Source organism: Zunongwangia endophytica (assembly GCF_030409505.1).
Taxonomy (GTDB): Bacteria; Bacteroidota; Bacteroidia; order Flavobacteriales; family Flavobacteriaceae; genus Zunongwangia; species Zunongwangia endophytica.
Window position 1 is genome coordinate 3,086,929 of the sequence record NZ_JAUFPZ010000002.1, and the last position, 21,356, is coordinate 3,108,284.

19 protein-coding genes and 1 pseudogene are annotated in these 21,356 nt (G+C 34.8%); 7 read left to right on the forward strand and 13 right to left on the reverse strand.

Annotated elements, in window-relative coordinates; all coding sequences use genetic code 11:
- Nucleotides 1–2: 2 nt before the first annotated feature.
- Nucleotides 3–227, forward strand: a complete 225-nt coding sequence (locus QWY91_RS13510) for a DUF6341 family protein (protein WP_290235940.1) — start codon at nt 3–5, stop codon at nt 225–227.
- Here the strand turns inward: QWY91_RS13510 and purD are convergent.
- On the reverse strand, nt 224–1,498 hold the full coding sequence (purD, locus tag QWY91_RS13515) for a phosphoribosylamine--glycine ligase (RefSeq protein WP_290235942.1): 1,275 nt from the start codon (nt 1,496–1,498) through the stop codon (nt 224–226). The genes QWY91_RS13510 and purD overlap by 4 nt on opposite strands.
- Before the next feature lie 88 nt (nt 1,499–1,586).
- Here purD and QWY91_RS13520 point away from each other — a divergent pair, with 88 nt between their 5' ends.
- From QWY91_RS13520 to QWY91_RS13530, 3 genes are read left to right on the forward strand one after another with little or no spacing between them, the layout of a single operon-like run.
- On the forward strand, nt 1,587–2,900 hold the full coding sequence (locus QWY91_RS13520; protein WP_290235943.1) for a phenylacetate--CoA ligase family protein: 1,314 nt from the start codon (nt 1,587–1,589) through the stop codon (nt 2,898–2,900).
- 5 nt (nt 2,901–2,905) lie between these two features.
- On the forward strand, nt 2,906–4,000 hold the full coding sequence (gene wecB, locus QWY91_RS13525) for a non-hydrolyzing UDP-N-acetylglucosamine 2-epimerase (protein ID WP_290235945.1): 1,095 nt from the start codon (nt 2,906–2,908) through the stop codon (nt 3,998–4,000).
- Entirely contained in the window at nt 4,000–5,175 is a 1,176-nt protein-coding gene (locus QWY91_RS13530; RefSeq protein WP_290235947.1) for a glycosyltransferase family 4 protein, read from the forward strand. Before wecB ends, QWY91_RS13530 begins: the two co-directional genes overlap by 1 nt.
- Before the next feature lie 19 nt (nt 5,176–5,194).
- On the opposite strand, the gene QWY91_RS13535 is transcribed toward QWY91_RS13530, so the two are convergent.
- The 4 genes from QWY91_RS13535 to QWY91_RS13550 all read right to left on the reverse strand — a co-directional run bounded on the left by QWY91_RS13535 (nt 5,195) and on the right by QWY91_RS13550 (nt 10,308).
- Nucleotides 5,195–6,184 (reverse strand): UDP-glucuronic acid decarboxylase family protein, encoded by a 990-nt coding sequence (locus QWY91_RS13535; protein ID WP_290235949.1) that lies wholly within the window; start codon nt 6,182–6,184, stop codon nt 5,195–5,197.
- Nucleotides 6,185–6,243: 59 nt separating this feature from the next.
- Entirely contained in the window at nt 6,244–7,869 is a 1,626-nt protein-coding gene (locus QWY91_RS13540) for a DUF6909 family protein (RefSeq protein WP_386270420.1), read from the reverse strand.
- 66 nt (nt 7,870–7,935) lie between these two features.
- A complete protein-coding gene (locus QWY91_RS13545) occupies nt 7,936–9,435 on the reverse strand; it encodes a GH3 auxin-responsive promoter family protein (RefSeq protein WP_290235952.1) in 1,500 nt (499 codons plus the stop codon).
- A gap of 3 nt (nt 9,436–9,438) precedes the next feature.
- A complete protein-coding gene (locus QWY91_RS13550; RefSeq protein ID WP_290235954.1) occupies nt 9,439–10,308 on the reverse strand; it encodes a M23 family metallopeptidase in 870 nt (289 codons plus the stop codon).
- Nucleotides 10,309–10,530: 222 nt separating this feature from the next.
- Between QWY91_RS13550 and QWY91_RS13555 the strand changes: the two genes are divergently transcribed.
- Nucleotides 10,531–10,743 (forward strand): twin-arginine translocase TatA/TatE family subunit, encoded by a 213-nt coding sequence (locus QWY91_RS13555; protein WP_290235956.1) that lies wholly within the window; start codon nt 10,531–10,533, stop codon nt 10,741–10,743.
- A gap of 74 nt (nt 10,744–10,817) precedes the next feature.
- Here the strand turns inward: QWY91_RS13555 and QWY91_RS13560 are convergent, their stop codons facing one another.
- The 3 genes from QWY91_RS13560 to QWY91_RS13570 form a co-directional block, all read right to left on the reverse strand.
- Nucleotides 10,818–11,801: a DUF4837 family protein gene (locus tag QWY91_RS13560; protein WP_290235958.1), complete on the reverse strand. Its 984-nt coding sequence runs from the start codon at nt 11,799–11,801 to the stop codon at nt 10,818–10,820.
- 28 nt (nt 11,802–11,829) lie between these two features.
- Nucleotides 11,830–13,425 carry a lytic transglycosylase domain-containing protein gene (locus QWY91_RS13565; protein ID WP_290235959.1) on the reverse strand — a complete coding sequence of 532 codons (1,596 nt, stop codon included), beginning with the start codon at nt 13,423–13,425 and terminating at the stop codon, nt 11,830–11,832.
- A 182-nt stretch (nt 13,426–13,607) separates the two neighbouring features.
- Nucleotides 13,608–14,792: a phosphoglycerate kinase gene (locus QWY91_RS13570; RefSeq protein WP_290235961.1), complete on the reverse strand. Its 1,185-nt coding sequence runs from the start codon at nt 14,790–14,792 to the stop codon at nt 13,608–13,610.
- Between the two features lie 69 nt (nt 14,793–14,861).
- Here QWY91_RS13570 and QWY91_RS13575 point away from each other — a divergent pair, with 69 nt between their 5' ends.
- Together QWY91_RS13575 and QWY91_RS13580 are read left to right on the forward strand one after the other, a co-directional pair.
- The gene (locus QWY91_RS13575) at nt 14,862–16,016 is read left to right on the forward strand and encodes a DNA polymerase III subunit (RefSeq protein ID WP_290235963.1); all 1,155 of its coding nucleotides are present in this window, start codon (nt 14,862–14,864) and stop codon (nt 16,014–16,016) included.
- 1 nt (nt 16,017) lies between these two features.
- Nucleotides 16,018–16,422: a DoxX family protein gene (locus tag QWY91_RS13580; RefSeq protein WP_290235965.1), complete on the forward strand. Its 405-nt coding sequence runs from the start codon at nt 16,018–16,020 to the stop codon at nt 16,420–16,422.
- A 132-nt stretch (nt 16,423–16,554) separates the two neighbouring features.
- Here QWY91_RS13580 and QWY91_RS13585 read toward each other — a convergent pair whose 3' ends face one another.
- The 5 genes and pseudogenes from QWY91_RS13585 to ybeY form a co-directional block, all read right to left on the reverse strand.
- The gene (locus QWY91_RS13585; RefSeq protein ID WP_290235967.1) at nt 16,555–17,115 is read right to left on the reverse strand and encodes an OmpH/Skp family outer membrane protein; all 561 of its coding nucleotides are present in this window, start codon (nt 17,113–17,115) and stop codon (nt 16,555–16,557) included.
- Between the two features lie 535 nt (nt 17,116–17,650).
- Entirely contained in the window at nt 17,651–18,472 is an 822-nt protein-coding gene (locus QWY91_RS13590) for a class I SAM-dependent methyltransferase (protein ID WP_290235968.1), read from the reverse strand.
- Nucleotides 18,473–19,006, reverse strand: coding sequence for a hypothetical protein (locus QWY91_RS13595; RefSeq protein ID WP_290235970.1), 534 nt, complete (start codon nt 19,004–19,006; stop codon nt 18,473–18,475).
- Nucleotides 19,007–19,037: 31 nt separating this feature from the next.
- Nucleotides 19,038–20,908, reverse strand: a pseudogene (mnmG, locus tag QWY91_RS13600) (tRNA uridine-5-carboxymethylaminomethyl(34) synthesis enzyme MnmG).
- A gap of 16 nt (nt 20,909–20,924) precedes the next feature.
- Entirely contained in the window at nt 20,925–21,347 is a 423-nt protein-coding gene (gene ybeY, locus QWY91_RS13605; RefSeq protein ID WP_290237106.1) for an rRNA maturation RNase YbeY, read from the reverse strand.
- Nucleotides 21,348–21,356: the final 9 nt, after the last annotated feature.

Genomic DNA, 21,356 nt, shown 5'->3' on the forward strand with positions numbered 1-21,356 from the left:
CGATGAATGAATTTTTTAATGGAATCGCATGGCTGTTTGAAGAAGTTCTTCTTAAGCCACTAGACTGGTTACGTTCCTTGGAACTAGACACCTGGTGGGGTGCTAACGCCATCAACTTTGTATTTATTATCATTGGAATGATTGCATTTGCCTACTGGTGTAAGCAACTTAAAATATTCCAAGACGCTGATGACGAAAACACAAGATCTAAACCGTACTTAGGTTAATCTAAGTCGAATCCTAGATCTTTTCTAAAATACATCTTATCAAATTGTAGCTTTTCTACATTTTGGTAAGATTTTTTTAGTGCCTGTTTATAATCTTCTCCAAAAGCTGTAACTGCAATTACTCGACCACCGTTAGTTACTACTTTACCATCTTTTGATGTAGTCCCTGCATGAAAAACAATTGCATCTTCTACATTCTCGATACCCGTGATTTCTTTACCTTTTTCGTAAGCTTCAGGATAACCTCCAGAAACTAACATTACGGTTGTAGCTGCTCTATCGTCGATCTCTAAGTTTACCTCATCGAGTTTTCCTTCTGCTGCTTTAGCTAACATTTCAACTAAATCTGATTCTACTCTTGGTAAAACCACTTCAGTCTCAGGATCGCCCATTCTTACATTATACTCGATCACATAAGGTTCATCTCCAACTTTAATAAGACCGATAAAAATAAATCCTTTGTAATCTATATTTTCTTCAGCAAGACCATCTACGGTTGGTTTAACGATACGCTCTTCGATTTTCTGCATCAACTGCGCATCTGCAAAAGGTACTGGTGAGATTGCTCCCATTCCCCCTGTATTTAAACCGGTATCGCCTTCACCTATTCGTTTATAATCTTTTGCTGTTGGTAAAATTTTGTAGTTTTTACCGTCTGTCAAAACAAAAACACTGAGTTCTATACCATCCAAAAATTCCTCGATCACTACTTTTGCGCTGGCTTCACCAAACTTTTGGTTCTTCAGCATATTCTCTAATTCAGCTTTAGCTTCAGCAAGATCATTAAGAATTAACACGCCTTTTCCGGCAGCCAAACCATCTGCTTTAAGAACATAAGGTGGCTTTAAGGTTTCTAAGAAGGTTTTTCCTGCCTCTAAACTTTCTATCGTAAAGCTCTCGTAAGCAGCAGTTGGAATTTGATGAATTAGCATAAACTCTTTAGCGCGCTCCTTGCTTCCTTCTAACAATGCTCCGCGTTTGGAAGGACCTACTATTAAAAGCTTTTTTAATTGAGTGTCCTGCTTACAAAAATCAGTAATTCCTTTTACCAGAGGATCTTCTGGTCCTACAATCAATAAGTCTATATTTTTTTCAAGAATAAAATCTTTAATACCGGAAAAATCTCCTACATTTAGGCTCACATTTTCCCCAACATTTGAGGTTCCGGCATTTCCGGGAGCTATATATAGTTTTTCGCATTTTGGACTTTGTGCAATCTTGTAAGCAAAAGTATGCTCTCTACCACCTGAACCTAGTATTAAGATTTTCATTTTTAAGAATTATTTATTTTGGACTTCAAAAATAATTGTTTGTAAATTGAAGCACCAATAAAATCAAAGAAAAAAACACCGATAAGTTTTGGACTGGTTTAAACTTTCGCTTCAACTCAATAAATTCCCTGTAAATCAGGCTCGTAAGATGCTTGACGAGATTGAGAGAATTCCTGAAGAAGATTATCAAAACTTTATAGCAAAGAAAAAGCGTGAAATTGTAAATTATCATTTAAAGAATAATGAATTTTATGAAAATTTCATTGGGGATCGGTCTATAGAAAATTGGGAGGATATTCCTATCATGACTAAGAAAGACCTTCAAACACCTCTTAACGATAGACTTAGTAAAGGATTTAATTTAAAAAATACCTATATAGGTAAAACTTCGGGCAGTAGTGGACATCCCTTCGCTTTTGCTAAAGATAAATTATGCCATGCTTTTACCTGGTCTGTAATAGAACGCTGTTATTCACATTACAATATTTCTTTAGAAAATTCAAGGCAAGCACGATTTTATGGTATCCCATACGATATTTTAGGCTATTGCAAAGGACGTTTAAAAGATTTGCTTAGTAATCGCTATCGTTTTCCTGTTTTCGATCTCAGTGACGTTATGTTGGAAAAATACCTTGTGAAATTACAAAAGCAGAATTTTGAGTATATCTATGGCTACACCAGCGCAATTCTTTTATTTGCTAAGTTTTTGGATAAAAAAGGAATTACATTAAAAGACAAGTGTTCAAAATTAAAATTGTGCATTACAACTTCTGAAATTCTTTTTCAAGAAGATAAAAAAATTATAGAAAAATCTTTTGGTTTGCCAGTGATTAACGAATACGGCGCTTCAGAACTCGACATTATTGCCTTCCAAAATCGAGAGAATGATTGGAGAATAAATGAAGAAACTCTTTTTGTTGAAGTTTTGGATGAAAATAATAGGGCTTTGCCCTTAGGAAAAAAAGGTAAACTCGTTATAACATCTCTTTACAATAGAGCCCATCCTTTTATACGATACGAAATTGGAGATGTTGGTACTCTTTCAGAAAAAAGCAAAGCGAAACATACCATTTTAAAGGAACTTACAGGTAGAACTAGCGATGTGGTATTGTTACCGAGTGGTAAAAAAGCAGCCGGACTATCATTTTACTATGTTACCAAAAGTATTATCGAAAACGACGGTAATGTAAAAGAATTTGTAATTCATCAAAAGTCGCTAGATAGCTTTAAAGTTTTGTATGTTGCCAATCAAACGCTATCAGAAAAAAAGAAGCAACAAATTAAAGATAAAATAAAAACTTATTTAGAACCCAACCTTCAAATAACTTTCGAGAAAAAGGAGGAGTTAAAGCGTTCTAAAAGTGGAAAACTAAAGCAATTTTCGTCTTTTGTCAATAATTAATAGCCATGAAAATTACTATAATAGCCGGTGCTCGACCCAATTTTATGAAAATTGCACCGCTTATCAAATCAATAAAAAAAAGACAGCAAGAAGGATTTCCTATCACATTTCGGTTAGTGCATACCGGGCAACATTACGATAAAAATTTAAGTGACACTTTTTTCGAAGAATTAAATATTCCCTTTCCAGATACTAATCTGGATGTAAAGAGTGGCTCCCAAGCCGAGCAAACCGGAAAAATAATGATTGCTTTTGAAAAAGAGCTTTTAGAAAATCCGTGTGATTTGGTAATTGTCGTTGGCGATGTTAATTCTACCATGGCTTGCAGCATTGTGGCTAAAAAAGAGGGTTGCAAAGTTGCTCATATAGAAGCTGGGATACGTTCTGGAGATCTAGCTATGCCAGAAGAAATTAATCGAATTGTAACCGATAGCTTAACCGACTATTATTTTACCACTTCTCATTACGCCAATCAAAACCTTAAACGATCGGGTATCGATAACGAAAAGATATTTTTTGTTGGAAATATAATGATCGATACCTTAAGAGCTCATGAAGCAAATTTGAAACAGCCTCCCATTTGGGAAAAAGCAAAATTAAAAAATGACAATTATTTTGTAATTACAATGCACCGTCCTAGAAATGTAAATTCAAAAGAAAAATTGACCATTATCATTTCTAAAATTGCTTCCTTAATTTATCCATTGCCGCTAATTTTTCCGGTGCATCCGCGAACCTTCAAAATGTTGGATAAAGAACTTTCTGAAATTGAAAACCTTTATTTAATCGATCCTTTAGGATATTTATCCTTTAATTTTTTAGTAAAATATGCCAAAGGAATTATTACCGATTCTGGCGGAATTACAGAAGAAGCTACCGTGCTAAATGTACCTTGTATTACATTACGTGAAAACACAGAACGCCCTGAAACCTGCGAAATTGGTACCAATGTCTTGGTTGGAACTGATTTAGAAAAGATTACTAAGGAAATTGATAATATTCAGAATAATAAGCGGAAAAAAGGTCAAATTCCCATATTATGGGATGGAAAAACAGCCGATCGAATAACGGCTTCTTTAATTGAAATCTTTAAGCTCTAGTGCAGAAAGAAGTTTGTATTATTACCAGTTATTTCCCTCCAGAAACCGGAGCAGCCTCAAACCGAATCTATTCGTTGGCGAAAGGCTTCGAAGCTAATAATTTTAAGGTTTCTGTGATTACACCTTTACCCAATTATCCTACCGGAAAGGTTTTCCCTGCTTACAAAGGAAAATGGAAAGATATCGCTGAAGAAAATAATCTTAAAATTTATCGACTTTGGATTTTTGCGAGTAACTCTAAGAATATTCTTTTTCGGCTTTTAGCCATGCTTTCTTATAGCATAAGTTTATTATTATTCTTTGCCACTCATAAATTACCTAGCAAAGTTGTGATACAATCTCCCCCACTTTTAGTGGCATTTACCTGCGTATTATTTCTGAAAAACAAAAAAAAAGATCTAATAGTAAACATTAGTGATTTATGGCCACTTGCTGGACTAGAACTAGGCGCTTTTAAACGTAATTTCACCTATAAATGCCTAGAAAAAATTGAAAGCATAATTTATAAAAGAGCAGATATTATTCTAGGACAAAGTGAAGAAATAATTGCTCATATCTATCAAAAATCAACTCCGAAAAAAACATTTCTATATCGAAATTATCCAGAATTTGAGATTCCCGAAATTCAGGAAAGAACTAATAACGAGCCAAATTCAAAAATCAAAATTGTTTATGCGGGCTTAGTAGGTATGGCACAGGGAATTTATAAATTATGTACAAAATTAGATTACAGCACTATTGAATTTCATATTTATGGAGATGGAGCCGAAAAGCAAAAAATAGAAGAATATATCGCTAAAAATAAGCATTTACCTATTTTTTACCACGGTAAATTAGACCGTACCGAATTACATCTTGAATTATTGAAATATGATTTCACCATCGTTCCGCTTGTAAAACGTATTTATGGATCAGTTCCTTCAAAAATATTTGAATATGCAAAATTGGGCATCCCCACTATATATTTTGCGGGTGGCGAAGGTGGAGATCTTGTTGCAAAATACGAATTAGGCTATACTATTGCTCCTGAAGACTATCATGCTTTAAATACACAACTTAATCATTTAAATTCTGATATAATTTCTACAAAAAATCAATTAAGAATACGAAAAACCGCAGCAAAATATTTCGATTTTGAACTTCAGATGAAGAAATTAATTGCGTTGTTACATTAATTAGTGCTTAAAACTGATTTTATCGGCGATTATGCTTACTAAAATCCTTATGCTCTTTTTTCAGTAGATCTTCTTTAGATAGATTTTTGAAGTAATTATAAGTGATGCGCATGCCCTCTTCTCTACTAACTTTTGGTTCCCAGCCAAGAATTTCCTTCGCCCGTGTAATATCCGGCTGTCTTTGCATAGGATCGTCCTTAGGAAGTTTCTTATAAACTATTTTTTGGTCTGTACCGGTGAGCTTTATAATCTCTTCAGCAAAATCATTAATGGTTAATTCATCCGGATTACCAATATTTACTGGCTGACTGTAATCACTGAGTAATAGTCTATAAATTCCTTCTATTTGATCGTCTACATAGCAAAAGGATCTTGTTTGCGTACCATCACCAAAAACGGTTAAATTCTCACCTCTTAAAGACTGCCCAATAAACGCAGGAATAACGCGCCCATCGTTTAAGCGCATCCGGGGACCATAGGTGTTAAAAATTCGAACAATTCTTGTTTCCATTCCGTGGAATCGATGATAAGCCATCGTTAATGATTCCTGAAAACGTTTTGCTTCATCATAAACTCCTCTTGGACCTATGGTGTTTACATTTCCGTAGTAATCTTCAGATTGCGGATGTACCAAAGGATCACCGTAAATTTCTGAAGTTGAAGCAATCAAAATTCTAGCGCCTTTCTCTTTTGCTAAACCTAAACAATGATGTGTTCCTAGAGAACCAACCTTTAATGTTTGGATAGGAATTTTTAGATAATCAATTGGGCTGGCAGGAGATGCAAAATGTAAAATATAATCTAGCTTACCGGGCACATGGATAAATTTAGTAACATCATGATTATAAAACTCGAAATTCTCGTTCTTAAATAGATGTTCTATATTTCGAATATCACCAGTGATAAGATTATCCATTCCTAAAACACGATATCCTTCTTTTATAAATCTATCACATAAATGTGATCCCAAGAATCCTGCTGCTCCTGTAATTAATACAGTTTTGCCCATTTGTTTTGTATTGACTTCTATAAAATTCTTCTCTCAGTTACAAGTTAAGCACTAGCGCCCTAAGAATTAAAAATTTGCTCTAATATCTTTTCAGTAATTAAATAGGTTGGTTTTACTCCAGTAGTTCCCAAACCGCCAGACGCCAATGTACTTCCCGTTTCTAACGGATTATCTGATGCATAATAGGCATATCGAACCTGTACATCTTCAGCAATACTTTTTCTAAGCTTACTTGCAGCCTGAATTGCTTTTTGATAATGCACGCCTTCCATTTCTAATCCGCTTACATTCCAGGTAGAATCATGGAAAAACTTAAGAATATCTCTATTTTGAAGTGACGTACCTAAAACGGTAATCATGCTACCATCCACTACTTTTATTCCGTGGCCTTCTAGATCATCTTTTTTAAGTTCATTTTTAAAAGGATAATTATCTGCTGTACCTTCAAAAATATGTGCCGAAGGAATCATAATATCTCCTTTACCACCTTCCAAAATACCAGCTTTACCCATAATGGAAACCGATCTTACATTCATCTTTATTTCTTTACCATCAAGAATATAAGGCTTCAAAAGCTCGTCCATCGTTTCGTAAGCCTGCTCACCAAATGCATAATCCATAACTATAATTACAGGCTTCTCTTCTTCTTTTAAGCTTTTGAAGTTTTCGTTTCTAAAGCCTTCTTCCAGCATCGCTGTATCAAAAATCTGAACATCGATATTGGTACCGCTTTCATCTTCCAAAAACCTCATCCCGCTAGATAACGCCATTTTCGATACTTTTTGGCGCACATTACCGCTGGAAGAATCACTCAGCATCTCGTAAACCTGAAGAATATCTTTTTTCTTGATCTCATTTTTAAGCGCTAAAGGAGCATAAAGCGTATTCATTACACTATGCATGTTTGCGCTTATTATATGGATAGGACGCTGTACCAAATCACTATCTACGAGACTTCTTTTAATCTTATCTGCCCAAACTTCACCATGAATATGATGTCCTAAACGCTCTCTTAAAATCGGACTGAACGTGATAATTCTTTTATCGTTATTTACTGTTTCTTCGATCGCCAGTTTCCCCATCCAATAGATGATATGCAAAAACTGCTCTGGATTCTCTCGGGTAGAAAACTTAGGGTAAATTGTAGAAACTTCGTAAAAGGTTCGACCTAAAATATTTGCAGCGTGGGTAAGCGCAACCTCCCGTTCAGATTTATCAATTTCTTCTTTAGAAAGTACAACAGCTTCTAACTTCTTCCAATCTCTAGTAACACTACCATCTTCATCGATAACTACGCGTCTCATAATTTTATGAGATTCTACAAAGAGAAAAGTAAGGTGCGTTAATATATCATAGATCTCAGATCTTCCTCTGGTAATTTCAATATTCATCTGCTCCTCGTCGATACGGTAGCAATTTCTACGACGTTTAGGCGGAACAATTGGCTGAAAATGTGAATCTCCATAACCTTCGTCACTAGTAAGATTAATATAGCGACATTGTTCAATACCTATAGGAAGACGCTCTAAAACGTATAATAATCCATTTAATTCTGCTTTATCTTCTGCAACAGAACCATAAATTTCTGGCCGTAAAGCCAATAAACCTTCTCGCAATGTTTCTCCAGAAACACCCATCGGTTTGTAAAAACCACGATTAAACAAATGTCTCATAGTAATGTACATACGCTCGATGGCGTTGGTACTTTCCTGTGCTCTTGTTCTACCTTCTAATTTCAAATTCTATACTTTTTATTTCTTAATTATCTTTTCTAAAACCTCAGCTATTTTACGATCGTTAGAAAGCCTTGGTAATTTATTTTGTCCACCTAATTTCCCAATCGATTTCATATATTCCTGAAAACCGTTTTTCGGTATTTTAGTGACCTTTACAGGTTGCAAAATATTCCCTTCAATTAAATCGAAATAATAGGAATTTTGCTGCTGAAGTGATTGATCTAAACTATCCCTGAATTTCGTAATATCTTCGGGTTCTTTTTCAAACTCAATAAACCACTCGTGATAAGGCAATTCTTCTGCTGAAGGATTTACCTGTGGTGCAACCGTAAATTCGTTAATTCTTGCGCCTGTTTTTTCTGAAGCGACTTGCATTGCTTCTTCTACTTCTTTCGCAATAACATGTTCTCCAAAAGCAGAAATATAATGCTTTATTCTTCCTGAAACCATCAATCGATATGGCTTCAAACTGGTAAACTGTACCGTATCACCAACATTATAAGCCCATAATCCGGCAGAACTGCTAATGATCATCACATAGTTTACCCCTAGTGCTACTTCTCCAATAGTTAATCGTTGTGGGATTTCATCAAAAAATTCTTCAGCCTTAATAAACTCGTAAAAAATACCACTATTTAACTGAAGCAACATTCCTTTAGCCTGCTGATTATCCTGAAAGGCAAAAAACCCTTCCGAAGCAGGATACAATTCTATGCTATCAACTTTTCTTCCGATTAAATTCTCAAATTTTGAACGGTAAGGTTCGTAGTTTACGCCTCCGTAGATAAATAAATCGAAATTCTTAAAAATATCACCTACTTTTTTACCGGTTTTCTGTTGAAGCTTTTCAAAATACATCTGCACCCAGCTTGGAATTCCGCTGATTACTGTCATATTTAGATTTCGAGTTTCCTCGACAATGGCATCAACTTTCGTTTCCCAATCTTCGATACAATTGGTTTCCCAACTTGGCATTCTGTTTTTCTGAAGATACCCCGGTACGTAATGTGCCACAATTCCCGATAATCTCCCTAATTTCACTCCGTTTTTCTCGGTAAGCTCTGGGCTCCCCTGTAGAAAAATCATTTTACCATCTACAAACTTCGAATTTCCGGTTTCGGCGATATAACAGAGAATCGCATTTCGTGCCGCTTCAATATGCGTTGGCATACTCTCCTTGGTAATAGGAATATATTTTGCGCCACTGGTCGTCCCAGAAGTTTTTGCATAATATAACGGCTTGCCAGGCCATAAAATATCCTCTTGCCCCGCTACCATTTTATCTACATAAGATCGCAAGGCTTCGTAATCTCTTACCGGCACATTCTGGATAAATTCTTTATGAGTTTTTATATTCTCAAAATGATGATCTTTTCCAAATTCGGTATTTTTCGCTTTTAATATAAGTTCCTGGAAAATTTTATGCTGGGTCTCTATAGGACTAGCCGACCAGGCATCCATTTTCTTTTTTACAGTTTTAGCGAATATTTTTGCAGCAAAAGACTTTAATGACATAAGCTATTCAAAATCAATATAATCGGTTGGGTTTACAGGATTTCCTTCATTCCATAATTCAAAATGTAGATGAGGACCTGTGGTATATTCTCCGGTAGATCCGGCAGTGGCAACTACTTCTCCAGCTTTCACAAAATCACCCTGTTCTTTAGTTAAAGAAGCATTGTGCTTATAGACAGATATTAGACCATAATCATGCTTTATTATAATCACGTAACCGGTTTCTGTAGTCCATTCAGAAAATATTACTCGACCTTCTGCAACAGATTTTATTGGCGAATTTCGGGCCACTACAACATCTACGGCATAATGTTTATCCTCTGCATTGTACCCTTCAGAAATATTTCCTTTAACCGGAGGAAACAGCGAAAAATCGATATTATCTGTAGCTCCCGGTAAAATGTTATACTTATCTTCTAAGGCTACTTCTTCTCTTAACAAACTATCTGCTTTTGATGGCGGGATTACTTCAACTTCGGGGTTATCCTGAGAAAATTTAATAATCGAATCTTTATTAAGATTTGAGGTTTGTAAATCTCCCGATAAAACTCCTTTTATAGATCCTAAGAACTGATTATTCAGTTTTAAAACATTTTGTAAAGAATCTGTTCTATAAGCAAGTTGAGCTGCTTGCTCTTTTAATTTAGGCGAAGAGTAGCCTGGAATATATTCTCTTAATGGTGTAAATGCAATAATAAATGTTGTAGCCGCCACCAATAAAATTGCACTCGTTGTTACAAAAACAAAAATATTTAATCGAGTTAATTTTAATGAATATCGCTCTTCAAAAGTATCTTCATTTAAAATTACCATTCGGTATTTATGAAGAAGCTTTTTGGTGAACTTTTTCTTATTTTTTTTCTTTTTCGACATACATAAAACCTTAAACAAAGATACTGGAAAATTTATGCTTCCTAATAATTTCGTATTTATTTTAAATTATGAAAGACTAAATTTTGAAGTACAATCTATAGTTTTTAATTAATAAATTTCTGCTTTATGAGTTATTCAATTAATAAACCTTATGTATTTTACACAGATATTAACGCTAATATTGGTTTATTCTTGTTAAGTTTGTAATATAAATACTGAGTTATGAATGCATTTATTTTACCATTAGCTATAGGAGCGCCACAGATTGTACTAATTGTAATCGTGGTTTTACTGATATTTGGAGGTCGAAAAATCCCTGAATTGATGAGAGGATTAGGAAGTGGAATTAAAGAGTTTAAAGATGCCTCTAAGGATGATGAAGAGCCTACAACAAACTCCGCTTCAGACGCTAAAAAAGTTGAAGACACTAAGTAGTCTTAAAAATATTTAATAAAAAAGCCCATTCTTAATTGAACGGGCTTTTTTTATAGCTGTGTTTTTTTTACTTCCTAATTATCTTTGAATTGAAGTGTTTTTAAAATTGCATCCAGCTCAAATACGTGATCTCTCTTGCTGCTGGCTGGTCTAAAGATAAATCCTTCAGCAATTATATAACGATTATTTTCTTCATCCTTAATCGCGTAATTTACAAAAGGTCCCGCCATAAAAGCGTTGTTAACCTCCCAGGTTCCACGAGTTTCATACGCAAAATGACCATCTATTTTAGTTTCAAATAAATAAGGCGCATAAGCTTCTTCTGTAATCATATAACTTCCATCCACCGGACCAGGAATATATTTTTCGCCTATACTATCACGCATTTTTACAATATTCGCGATTACGCTAGAGTCATTATCGATGGTGCTTAACGGAACTTCGTATACTAGAATTTCCATCAAACCTTTAGGAATTTCTTTTCTTATCCAAATAAAATCGTCCTCTTTCGCGGCGTATCTGTAAGCCGTTGGGAATTTCAGGGAAACACCAAAGGCTTCTTCTAAATCTTCATCAGATTCTATGGATTTTCCTATTCTTCGTTGCTTTTCTTTAATTTCTGTAGCTTTTAAAACATCAATAATACTATCTGAAGATGCTTTAATTCTGTCAATAATTTGCTGCTGACTTTGGCCGCTAATTACAATCCCTGTTTGCGGAGTTGCAAATTCATCTTTCATGATCGCCAGGCTATCGGTGCCTTTCTCTACTTTTAGAAAAATCCTGCTACGACGTACAAAACCAGAAAAGGTTTCTGGCGGGATCTGACTTAAACTAAATAACGGTTCTTCCTGCGGTAAACCTTCTACCGGCGCTGCAAGATAATCTCTTACTGCATCACCAACCTGGCCTTCCCACAAGCCATTATCCATAATTACAGTTAACTGATTGATATTTCCAGAAGAATCTGCTAGTATTCGTTGTTCTGGTTTTTCAGATTTGTCTTTACAGGATAAAATCGTTAGGAATGATAATGCGAGGAATACTAGTTTTTTCATGATTCTGGATTGAATTTAAGTTTGGTTATTAGCCTTTAGACACCTTAATTTTCATACCTGGTTTAAGGCGTGTACTGCTCATATCATTCCATGTCCTCAAATTCTGTACCGTAACGCCAGGAAACTTCTTAGAAATACTCCATAACGAGTCTCCTTGCTTTACAATATAAACTTTAGTATTCTTTTTTCCTGTACTCTTAGCGCTCTTAGTTGCCGTTGCACTAGCTGTTTGTGTAACTGGTTTTCTTGGATATATCGTTAGGTATTGGCCTACTCTAATATTATTTCCTCTTAAATTATTCCAGCGCTTAATACTACTCACTCCTACTCCATGCCTTTCTGCAATTCTTCCTAAATAATCACCGCTTCGTACGCGATAGCGAATACGATCTTCGGTTTCTACATATTTGGGTAAGGTTTCTTTATTGGCAATTTCCTGTTCGGCATACTTATAAATTGCAGCTTCATTATTTACAAAAGCTCCCGTTTTTGTTCTAGGTAAGCGAACCACATAATTTTTATCCTCTACAAAAGGAATAATGTCCAGCTTATAACTTGGATTTAAAAACTGTAATAACTCTTTATCTACACCACTTACTTTTGAAATATGATCGAAGGTCAACATTTCTTTAACCTGAATAGTATCTGTTTGAAAATAAGGAATCTCAGGTCGTTTTGGTTGAAAATTATGCTCTTCAGCATACTCAAAGATGTAGAGTGTTGCTAAAAATGCAGGAACATAGCCTGCCGTTTCTCTTGGTAAATACCTTCTTATTTCCCAGTAATCGGTAGAACCACCGCTTCTTCGAATTGCTTTAGAAACGTTACCAGGACCAGAGTTATAAGATGCCAGTACCAAATCCCAATCTCCAAAAACTTTGTAAAGTCTAGATAAATATTGTGCGGCAGCCTCTGTAGCTTTTAAAGGATCCATCCTTTCATCTACATAAGAACTTACATTTAAATCGTGCATTTTCCCTGTGGTAAACATAAATTGCCATAATCCGGTAGCACCAACTCGAGATTTTGCTCTTGGATTTAAAGCCGATTCTACTATAGCCAGGTATTTAAGTTCTAGCGGAATATCATATTTATCCAATTCCTGCTCAAACATTGGAAAGTAGTAATCACTAAGTGCCATTAAGCGCTCCATAGCGTGTTTATTGCGCTTTAAATACATTTTGATAACGCTTTCTAAACTTGGATTATATTCTATGTTGAAAGGCGTTCTTGAATTTAAATGAGCCAAACGGGCTTTTAGCGTATCTGTTGGTAAATCATCGAAAACTACCTGCTCGTAATCCTGTTCTGCAATAGATTTTTGCATGGTTTCGAAAAGATCTGAACTGGTAAGCTCTACACGCCAAACCGAATCAATCTTAGCAGCCTGTGGCAAATCTGATAACGATACTTTAGAAGAATCCCTTATTACTGCAGAAATAGGTAATTTTTGCTGAAATTCTGGATCTGGATCTGCAAGTATAATCTCTGTGCTATCTACTTTTTGAAAAATCTGAACTCTAAAATTAGCTTTTTCAACCTGCTTTTTAGATTTTTCTTTCTGTTGAGCATTCACAGCAAATACTGCAAATAACACCAGTAATAAACATACTTGCTTCTTCATATATAAGATCCTGTTTACCTTATTTAGGAATTATTAATTGTAAAAATTTTTAATCATTACTTCTAAGTAAGAACCTCGAAAATGAGTTTCGAGGTTCTTGAACTAAATAATATATGATCAAAAAGTATTCCTTATTTTCTCGAAAATCGAGATTTAAAATATTTAAGGATAGTTCCTTTTTATTATTTACTAATTGCTTCGATACCCGGTAACGATTTACCTTCTAGCATCTCTAACATTGCTCCACCACCGGTAGAAACATAACTTACTTTATCATCAAAACCGAATTGTTTAACTGCTGCAACAGAATCTCCACCTCCAACAAGAGAGAATGCTCCATTTTTAGTAGCTTCAACAATCGCTTTTCCTAGCTCAATTGTTCCGTTAGCGAAAGTTTCCATTTCGAAAACCCCTAATGGTCCATTCCAAAGGATAATCTTAGATTCAGCAATAACATTTGCAAAATGCTTTAATGTTTCTGGACCTACGTCTAATCCCATCCAACCATCTGGAATGTTATCTACAGCTTCTACCTGCGTACTTGCCTGTTCTGAAAAACTATCTGCAATAATAGAATCTACAGGAAGGTGAACCTGCACTCCTTTTTCTTTTGCTTTTTTCAAAATATCTAAAGCTAATTCCTGCTTATCGTCTTCTACAAGAGAATTACCAATATGGCCACCTTGTGCTTTGATAAAAGTATACGTCATACCACCACCAATAATTAAATGGTCTACGGCATCTAAAATGTTTTCAATAACAGTAATCTTAGAAGAAACCTTGGCTCCACCTAAAACTGCAGTTACTGGTTTCTCTTTACTATTTAATACTTTATCCAAGCTCTTGATTTCTTTTGCTAATAAATACCCGAAGCATTTGTCTTCAAAAAACTTAGCCACTATTGTGGTAGAAGCATGTGCTCTATGTGCCGTACCAAACGCATCGTTTACATAGATGTCCCCAAGTTCTGATAATTGCTTAGCAAACTCTTCGTCTCCTGCTTTTTCTTCATCATGGAAACGTAAATTTTCAAGCAATAGTATTTCTCCAGATTCTAAATCGTCAGCTGCCTTTTTTACTTCAGCACCTACACAATCTTCTACAAATTTTGGTTCTACGCCAATAATTTCAGAAACTTTACTTACGATATTTTTTAAAGAAAATTTAGATTCTTTACCACTTGGGCGCCCTAAGTGAGACATCAACACAACGCTACCACCATCTTCTAATATTTTTAAAATAGTAGGTTTGGCAGCTTCTATACGATTGGTATCGGTAACCTTTAGATCGTCATTTAGTGGCACATTAAAATCTACACGAATTAAAGCCTGTTTATCTTTAAAATTAAAATCGTCTATTGTTTTCATAATTTTGGTTTATTACAAATATAATTTTTTCCGAAGATATAAAAGCGCATATAAATTTTATATTTGCTCATGCTTTTTTCAGAAATCGTTGGATTACCACATATAAAAAATCACCTTACTACTACGGCCGATAACAGCCGTATAGCACACGCGCAATTATTTGTAGGAAGTAGCGGAAGCGGAACCTTACCTATGGCCATTGCTTATGCCCAATATTTGCTTTGTAAGAACACGAATGGGGAAAATAATAATGGTAGTGCATCCTGCAATGTGAAATTTAATAATGTTTCGCATCCCGATCTCCATTTTGCATTTCCGGTGGCTACCAATCAAACCATAAAAAGCCATCCTGTTTCCGCAAATTTCATGGAAAACTGGCGAAGCTTTATAAAAAATAATCCCTACGGAAGTTTAACCGATTGGTACGAACATATTGGTATTGAAAACAAACAGGGACAAATTGGTGTTGATGAAGCACAGGATATTGTAAAAGCGCTTTCTTTGAAAGCTTATGAAGGTGGTCTAAAAGTGATGATTATTTGGAGAGCCGATCGTATGAATAGCGCGGCTGCCAACAAATTGCTGAAACTTATTGAAGAGCCACCTAATAAGACCATTTTTATTTTAATTGCTGAAGATGAAGAGCAGATTATCCAGACTATAAAATCCAGATGTCAGACACTTAGCTTCCCTCCTCTTGCAGAAGCTGATATTGCTGAAAAATTGATTGCTATTAACGACATGGATGCTCAGGAAGCTGCATTAGTAGCGCATCAATCAAATGGAAGTTTTACCAAAGCTTTGCACCTTTTACAAAATAATACGGCAGACGACCAATATGAAGAATGGTTTATCAATTGGGTACGTACCGCTTTTAAGGCCAAAGGAAATAAAGCTACAGTTTTAGAATTAATTAGCTGGAGCGAAGAAATTGCCGGTATGGGGCGTGAAAAGCAAAAGAGCTTTTTATTGTATTGTCTCGACTTTTTTAGACAGGCTTTGATGATGAATTATAAGGCTGAAAATCTTGTTTTTCTTTCACCAAAAACTAAAGGATTTCAGCTTCAAAAATTTGCTCCCTTTGTTCATGGTAATAATATTTTGCCAATAACCAAAGCGCTTGAAGATGCTATTTATCACATCGAAAGAAACGGAAATGCAAAAATAGTTCTAACCGATCTTTCTATCCGGCTTACTCGATTTTTACACATAAAATCTGCTTAAAATGAGGAATATCGATTTTGAAATAGCCTTGCTATTACTATTGGTGTTTTTACTCATCACTTTTTTTATGTCCTTTTTCGAAAAGATTAGCGATTATTCGGGCACAAAAGCGTTTATGCAATCCCACTTCAAAAAAACATTTCTGGCTGATAAAATTAGCTTTCTTTTACCAATATTGGTGATTATAGAGCTTTTAGCAGTTATTTTACTATTATTATCGATTTCAAACTACTTTTTCAGCTTCAGTAGCTTCAATTTCAGTCGTTTTTCGCTTATAAGTTGTGCTTTAAGCTTGATGATGCTTCTTTTTGGGCAACGTGTTGCGAAAGATTACCAAAGTTCAGCAGGAATCACTATTTATTTTATCCTCGTGGTGATTGGATTGTTTTTGTTAGGGCTACAATAACTGGTAAAACTTACTCCGGCATCTACAATTATAAGATTGTGTAAAATAGAGTAAGATTTTTAAACCTTAATAATCGAACATAAAAAAGCCCGATTAGAAAAATCGGGCTCTAGAATTTATAAACTGAATAATTTACTCTACGGAAATAGAATCTGTTTTTTCTTCTGTTGAAGCTTCAGTAGAACCTCCGCCGTAAGTCTTATTTAATTCTTCTAAAACTTCATCGGTAATATCTAAACCTTCTTTAGCATACATGATATTTGCAGATTCATTACTTCCGAAGATATAAGTATAACCATTCTCTTCTCCGTAATCGGCTACAAAATCTTTAACCTTGTCTACAACTTCCTCGATAGCCGAATCACTATCAGTTCTAAGCTGCTGACCGATCATTTGTTGTTGTTGCTGTAATTGTTGTCCTTTTTGCTGAAGTTCTTGTTCTTTAGCTTGTCTTTGTGAAGCAGACATCGAACTCATTCCCTGTTGATATTCCTGAACTTCTTGCTGAAATTGTTGTTGCGGCCCGGTGATAAGCTGAGTTAATGAATCTCTACGCGCTTCGAATTTAGATTCTACATCTTTCATTTCTTTATAATCCTGAATTACACGAGTAGTATCTACATACGCGGTTTTTTCCTGATTACAAGAGATTAGAGAAATTGCGACTGCACCTATGGCGATTATTTTTTTCATCTTCTTAAATTTTAAGTGGAGCAAATTTAAAAAAGTAAACTAAACCACAGCAAGCACTTAGTGTATTTGTCAGAAAATTATTCTAATAATAGTAAACCTGACTAAACTTGCTATACAATAATAAATATGAAAACAATAATTTAGTACTAATCGTCGGAATTATAGGAATCCTATTTTGTGCCAACTTTTTAATAGAAGAAAAAGAAACCTCTTAGGTTAGTAGGATAATCTCTGAAACAAACTTAATCCTTCTCTATAGTCATCTGATAAATTCAAGAAAGAACGAAACAATTGAAAATGGCATTTGATAATCAAGATTTTTAAATTGCTTAAAAATTCTTATTCTGAAGTAAATTAAACGTTTTTTAATGAAAAATCTCTGAATTTGGTATCTCTATAGTTTTTAAAATAAAAATCAATATTTTTTATAGAAAATTAAACTAATAAAAGCCCTCAGAGCGACAATCTCAATTAAGCAACCCCATGATACATTCTAAAGGCGGAAACAAGCTCAAAAAGGCTTAAAATTGAAATTTTAGTGTTTTTTAAAGAAATAAACCATAGAGCTATATTCTCCTGTAGATGCGGCACTCAAATTTGATTTTAAACCATTTAAAAATGCCGGAATTAAATTTTGCTTCCCAGTTTTGTGTTTTTCTGAAAGAAGACTTACATAAAACGAATCAAAGATTAATCCGTTAGAATGAATAAGATTATAACCATTTTCCAAAAATAACTTTTGAATGCCAAATTTAGAAAAATGCCAAAGATGTCTTGGAACATCATAAGCTGCCCAATGCTCTTTATAAATTTCAGCATCTTTACTTTTAAAATTAGGAACGGCTATTACGATAATTCCATCTTTATTTAATAGACGATCAAATTCTTTAAACTGATGTTCTAAATTTGACACATGTTCCAAGACGTGCCACATAGTAATTACGTCGTACTGCTCTAAAATTTCTTCTATGTCATTTTTAAGATCTAGATTTTTTAAAGCAGCATTTTTTCTTGCGACAGCATTTGGCTCTACTCCATCAACTTCAAAATAGCGCGAAGCAGCATTTATAAAATCTCCAGTACCTGCACCAATATCCAAAAGCTTTCCCTGCTTTTTTTGCTTTATGATCCACCCTACTTTTTTCTGTAGCATATAAGATTTTACCGCATTGTACAATTTATCGGTAAAAGATTTTGAAGCATCAGTATGCGAAATATAATCTTCGCTTTGGTAATAGGTAGAAAGATTTTCTGGAACCGGAGAAGTTTTTAAAATTTCATAATGTTTCCATTTTTCTAAATGATACTCTTCTCCACTAACTAAATAATCTTTACAATAAAAATTTGCTTGCTTCACTTAAGGTAATGCTTTAAAGTTTTTTTGATATTCAAAAAAGTCATATTCTAATTGTTCAAGATAGCTTCTTATACGACTAGAATATAATGATGAAGTAGCAATATGATCTACGCCATCAATATCACTTACCTGAATATTTACAAAGAATTTAATTAGACCGGTATTATCGTCATTATCAATATCAGATTCATCATCGTGTCCTAGAATATTATTGAAAAAAGTCTCGGCAACCGGAATATCAGTATAAACCTCTCGGTCATCTTTCACTTCAACGGTAATCAAAAACTCTTTTTCCAACTCAGGAAATAAAATGACTTTGCTTCTCACTAAATCATCTTCGCGTTCCAGATTTAAATATTGTTTAAACCAGGTTTTAACCGTTGGCCGTTGAAGTTTAGTTTGAAATAAATAATTAGTTAAACCTTGATTATCTTCTACAATTCTGGAGCCTTCAATATCGGGAACTGAATGTGTAGTTACGCGACAGCTCAACACTAAAAAAACGCCTGCTAAGATTACAAATTTTAATTTCATTCACTAAATGTTCCACGTGGAACGTTATTGATTATCGACCCATATAAACTAATAAAACAGAAACATCATTGGGACTCACACCGCTAATTCTTGATGCCTGTGATACATTCGCAGGTTGTACTTTATTTAGTTTCTCACGAGCTTCATAAGACATCGATTTGATCTTAGAATAATCAAAATTCTTTGGGATCTTCACATCTTCCAAACGGTTAAGCTTATCGGCATTATTTTTTTCCTTTTGAATATATCCCGAATACTTCACCTGAATTTCCGTTTGCTCTAACATTTCAGTATCCAAATTCTTCTCTTGAATATATTCCTCTACCCCCGAAATTTCCGAACATCTTCCATAGCAACTTTTGGTCTGGAAAAGATTTTAAAAATCTTATCAGATTGCTTCATAGGAGAAGAATTATAATCGGCTAAAACCGGATTTGCATCTTCAGGAACAACGCTAGTATCTTTTAGAAAGGAAACAAAATCTAAAGATTTCTCTTTCTTTTCTTCCATCTTACGCATACGATCTTCAGAAGCTAAACCTAAATTATAAGAACGCTCCGTTAATCTAAAATCTGCATTATCCTGTCTAAGCAATGTTCTATATTCCGCACGAGAAGTAAACATTCTATAAGGCTCTTCAGTTCCTTTTGTAATTAGATCGTCAATTAAAACTCCAATATAAGCTTCATTCCTTTGAAGTATAAAAGGATCCCTTTCCTGAACTTTCAGTGCTGCATTTATTCCTGCCATCATTCCCTGGCAAGCTGCTTCTTCGTAACCGGTTGTTCCGTTTATTTGACCTGCAAAATATAAGCCTTCAACCAACTTTGTTTCTAATGTATGTTGCAATTGCGTTGGTGGAAAATAATCATATTCGATTGCATAACCTGGTCTAAAAAACTTCACATTTTCAAAACCTGCTACAGATCGTAATGCGTTATACTGAACATCTTCTGGTAGCGAGGTTGAAAATCCATTAACGTAAACTTCGACAGTATTCCAACCTTCAGGTTCTACAAAAAGTTGGTGACGATCTTTATCTGCAAATCGATTAATCTTATCTTCAATTGAAGGACAATATCGCGGTCCTAAACTCTTAATTCTTCCATTAAACATTGGAGAACGATCAAAACCGGAACGCAAAATATCGTGCACTTCATTTGAAGTATACGTCATATAACAAGAGCGTTGTTTTGCTAGTGGTTTTGTTTCATCTGAATAAGAAAATTTACCTGGAATTTCATCACCTGGCTGTTCGATCATTTTGGAATAATCCAAAGAACGACCATCTACTCTTGGTGGTGTTCCTGTTTTCATTCTTCCGGCTTCAAACCCAGCATCAATTAGATCTTTGGTAATTCCGGTTGCGGCAGCTTCTCCTGCTCTACCTCCGCCACGTTGTTTATCTCCAATATGGATTAATCCATTTAAAAAAGTTCCGTTTGTACAAACAACAGATTTGGCTTTTATTTCGATTCCTAACGAAGTACGAACGCCTTTAATTTTTCCATTTTCGATTATCAAACCATGAACCATCTCTTGGTAAAAATCAAGATTCGGAGTTTGTTCTAAACGTAATCTCCAGTCCTCAGCAAATCGCATACGATCACTTTGCACACGCGGACTCCACATTGCAGGACCTTTAGATTTATTCAGCATTTTAAATTGAATAGCGCTGGTATCGCTTACCAAACCACTATAACCACCCATCGCATCGATTTCTCGAACAATCTGCCCTTTCGCAATTCCGCCCATAGCAGGATTACAACTCATCTGCGCGATATTCTGCAAATTCATTGTAATTAATAAGGTACTACTACCCATATTCGCAGCTGCAGCTGCAGCTTCACTACCGGCATGCCCAGCTCCTACAACAATAACATCATACTCCGTATTGAACATAAAAATCTTATTCTAATTAAGATTGTTCCACGTGGAACAATTCTATTTTTTCCATTTCTTTTTCACGCATTTGTGCGGCATCTTCTTCAGATTTATCCTTATAACCGCAATAATGCAAAACACCATGAACCAAAACTCTTTTCAATTCTGTGGCGAACTCTTCATTATATTCTTCTGCATTTTCCTTAACTCGCTCTGTACTTATGTAGATATCCCCGTTTAAAAGATTACCCAAAGAATCATCGAAACTAATTATATCGGTATATGTATCGTGGTTTAAAAAACGCTGATTAATATCTAAAAGATACTCATCATCACAAAAGATATAACTTATCTCACCTAGTCGTTTTTCTTCAGAAGAAATTACACGAGAAAGCCACGATTTATAAGTTTCCTCATCGCCTAAGCTAAAATCGTTTTCAGAATAAAAATTAATAATGCCCTCTTG

Coding starts and splice junctions, on each gene's coding strand:
- purD (WP_290235942.1), bottom strand. CDS start 1,498: ATGAAAATCTTAATACTAGGTTCAGGTGGTAGAGAGCATACTTTTGCT.
- QWY91_RS13545 (WP_290235952.1), bottom strand. CDS start 9,435: ATGTCATTAAAGTCTTTTGCTGCAAAAATATTCGCTAAAACTGTAAAA.
- QWY91_RS13560 (WP_290235958.1), bottom strand. CDS start 11,801: ATGAAAAAACTAGTATTCCTCGCATTATCATTCCTAACGATTTTATCC.
- QWY91_RS13570 (WP_290235961.1), bottom strand. CDS start 14,792: ATGAAAACAATAGACGATTTTAATTTTAAAGATAAACAGGCTTTAATT.
- QWY91_RS13575 (WP_290235963.1), top strand. CDS start 14,862: ATGCTTTTTTCAGAAATCGTTGGATTACCACATATAAAAAATCACCTT.
- wecB (WP_290235945.1), top strand. CDS start 2,906: ATGAAAATTACTATAATAGCCGGTGCTCGACCCAATTTTATGAAAATT.
- QWY91_RS13585 (WP_290235967.1), bottom strand. CDS start 17,115: ATGAAAAAAATAATCGCCATAGGTGCAGTCGCAATTTCTCTAATCTCT.
- QWY91_RS13595 (WP_290235970.1), bottom strand. CDS start 19,006: ATGAAATTAAAATTTGTAATCTTAGCAGGCGTTTTTTTAGTGTTGAGC.
- QWY91_RS13580 (WP_290235965.1), top strand. CDS start 16,018: ATGAGGAATATCGATTTTGAAATAGCCTTGCTATTACTATTGGTGTTT.
- QWY91_RS13535 (WP_290235949.1), bottom strand. CDS start 6,184: ATGGGCAAAACTGTATTAATTACAGGAGCAGCAGGATTCTTGGGATCA.
- QWY91_RS13550 (WP_290235954.1), bottom strand. CDS start 10,308: ATGTCGAAAAAGAAAAAAAATAAGAAAAAGTTCACCAAAAAGCTTCTT.
- QWY91_RS13510 (WP_290235940.1), top strand. CDS start 3: ATGAATGAATTTTTTAATGGAATCGCATGGCTGTTTGAAGAAGTTCTT.
- QWY91_RS13540 (WP_386270420.1), bottom strand. CDS start 7,869: ATGTACATTACTATGAGACATTTGTTTAATCGTGGTTTTTACAAACCG.
- QWY91_RS13555 (WP_290235956.1), top strand. CDS start 10,531: ATGAATGCATTTATTTTACCATTAGCTATAGGAGCGCCACAGATTGTA.
- QWY91_RS13565 (WP_290235959.1), bottom strand. CDS start 13,425: ATGAAGAAGCAAGTATGTTTATTACTGGTGTTATTTGCAGTATTTGCT.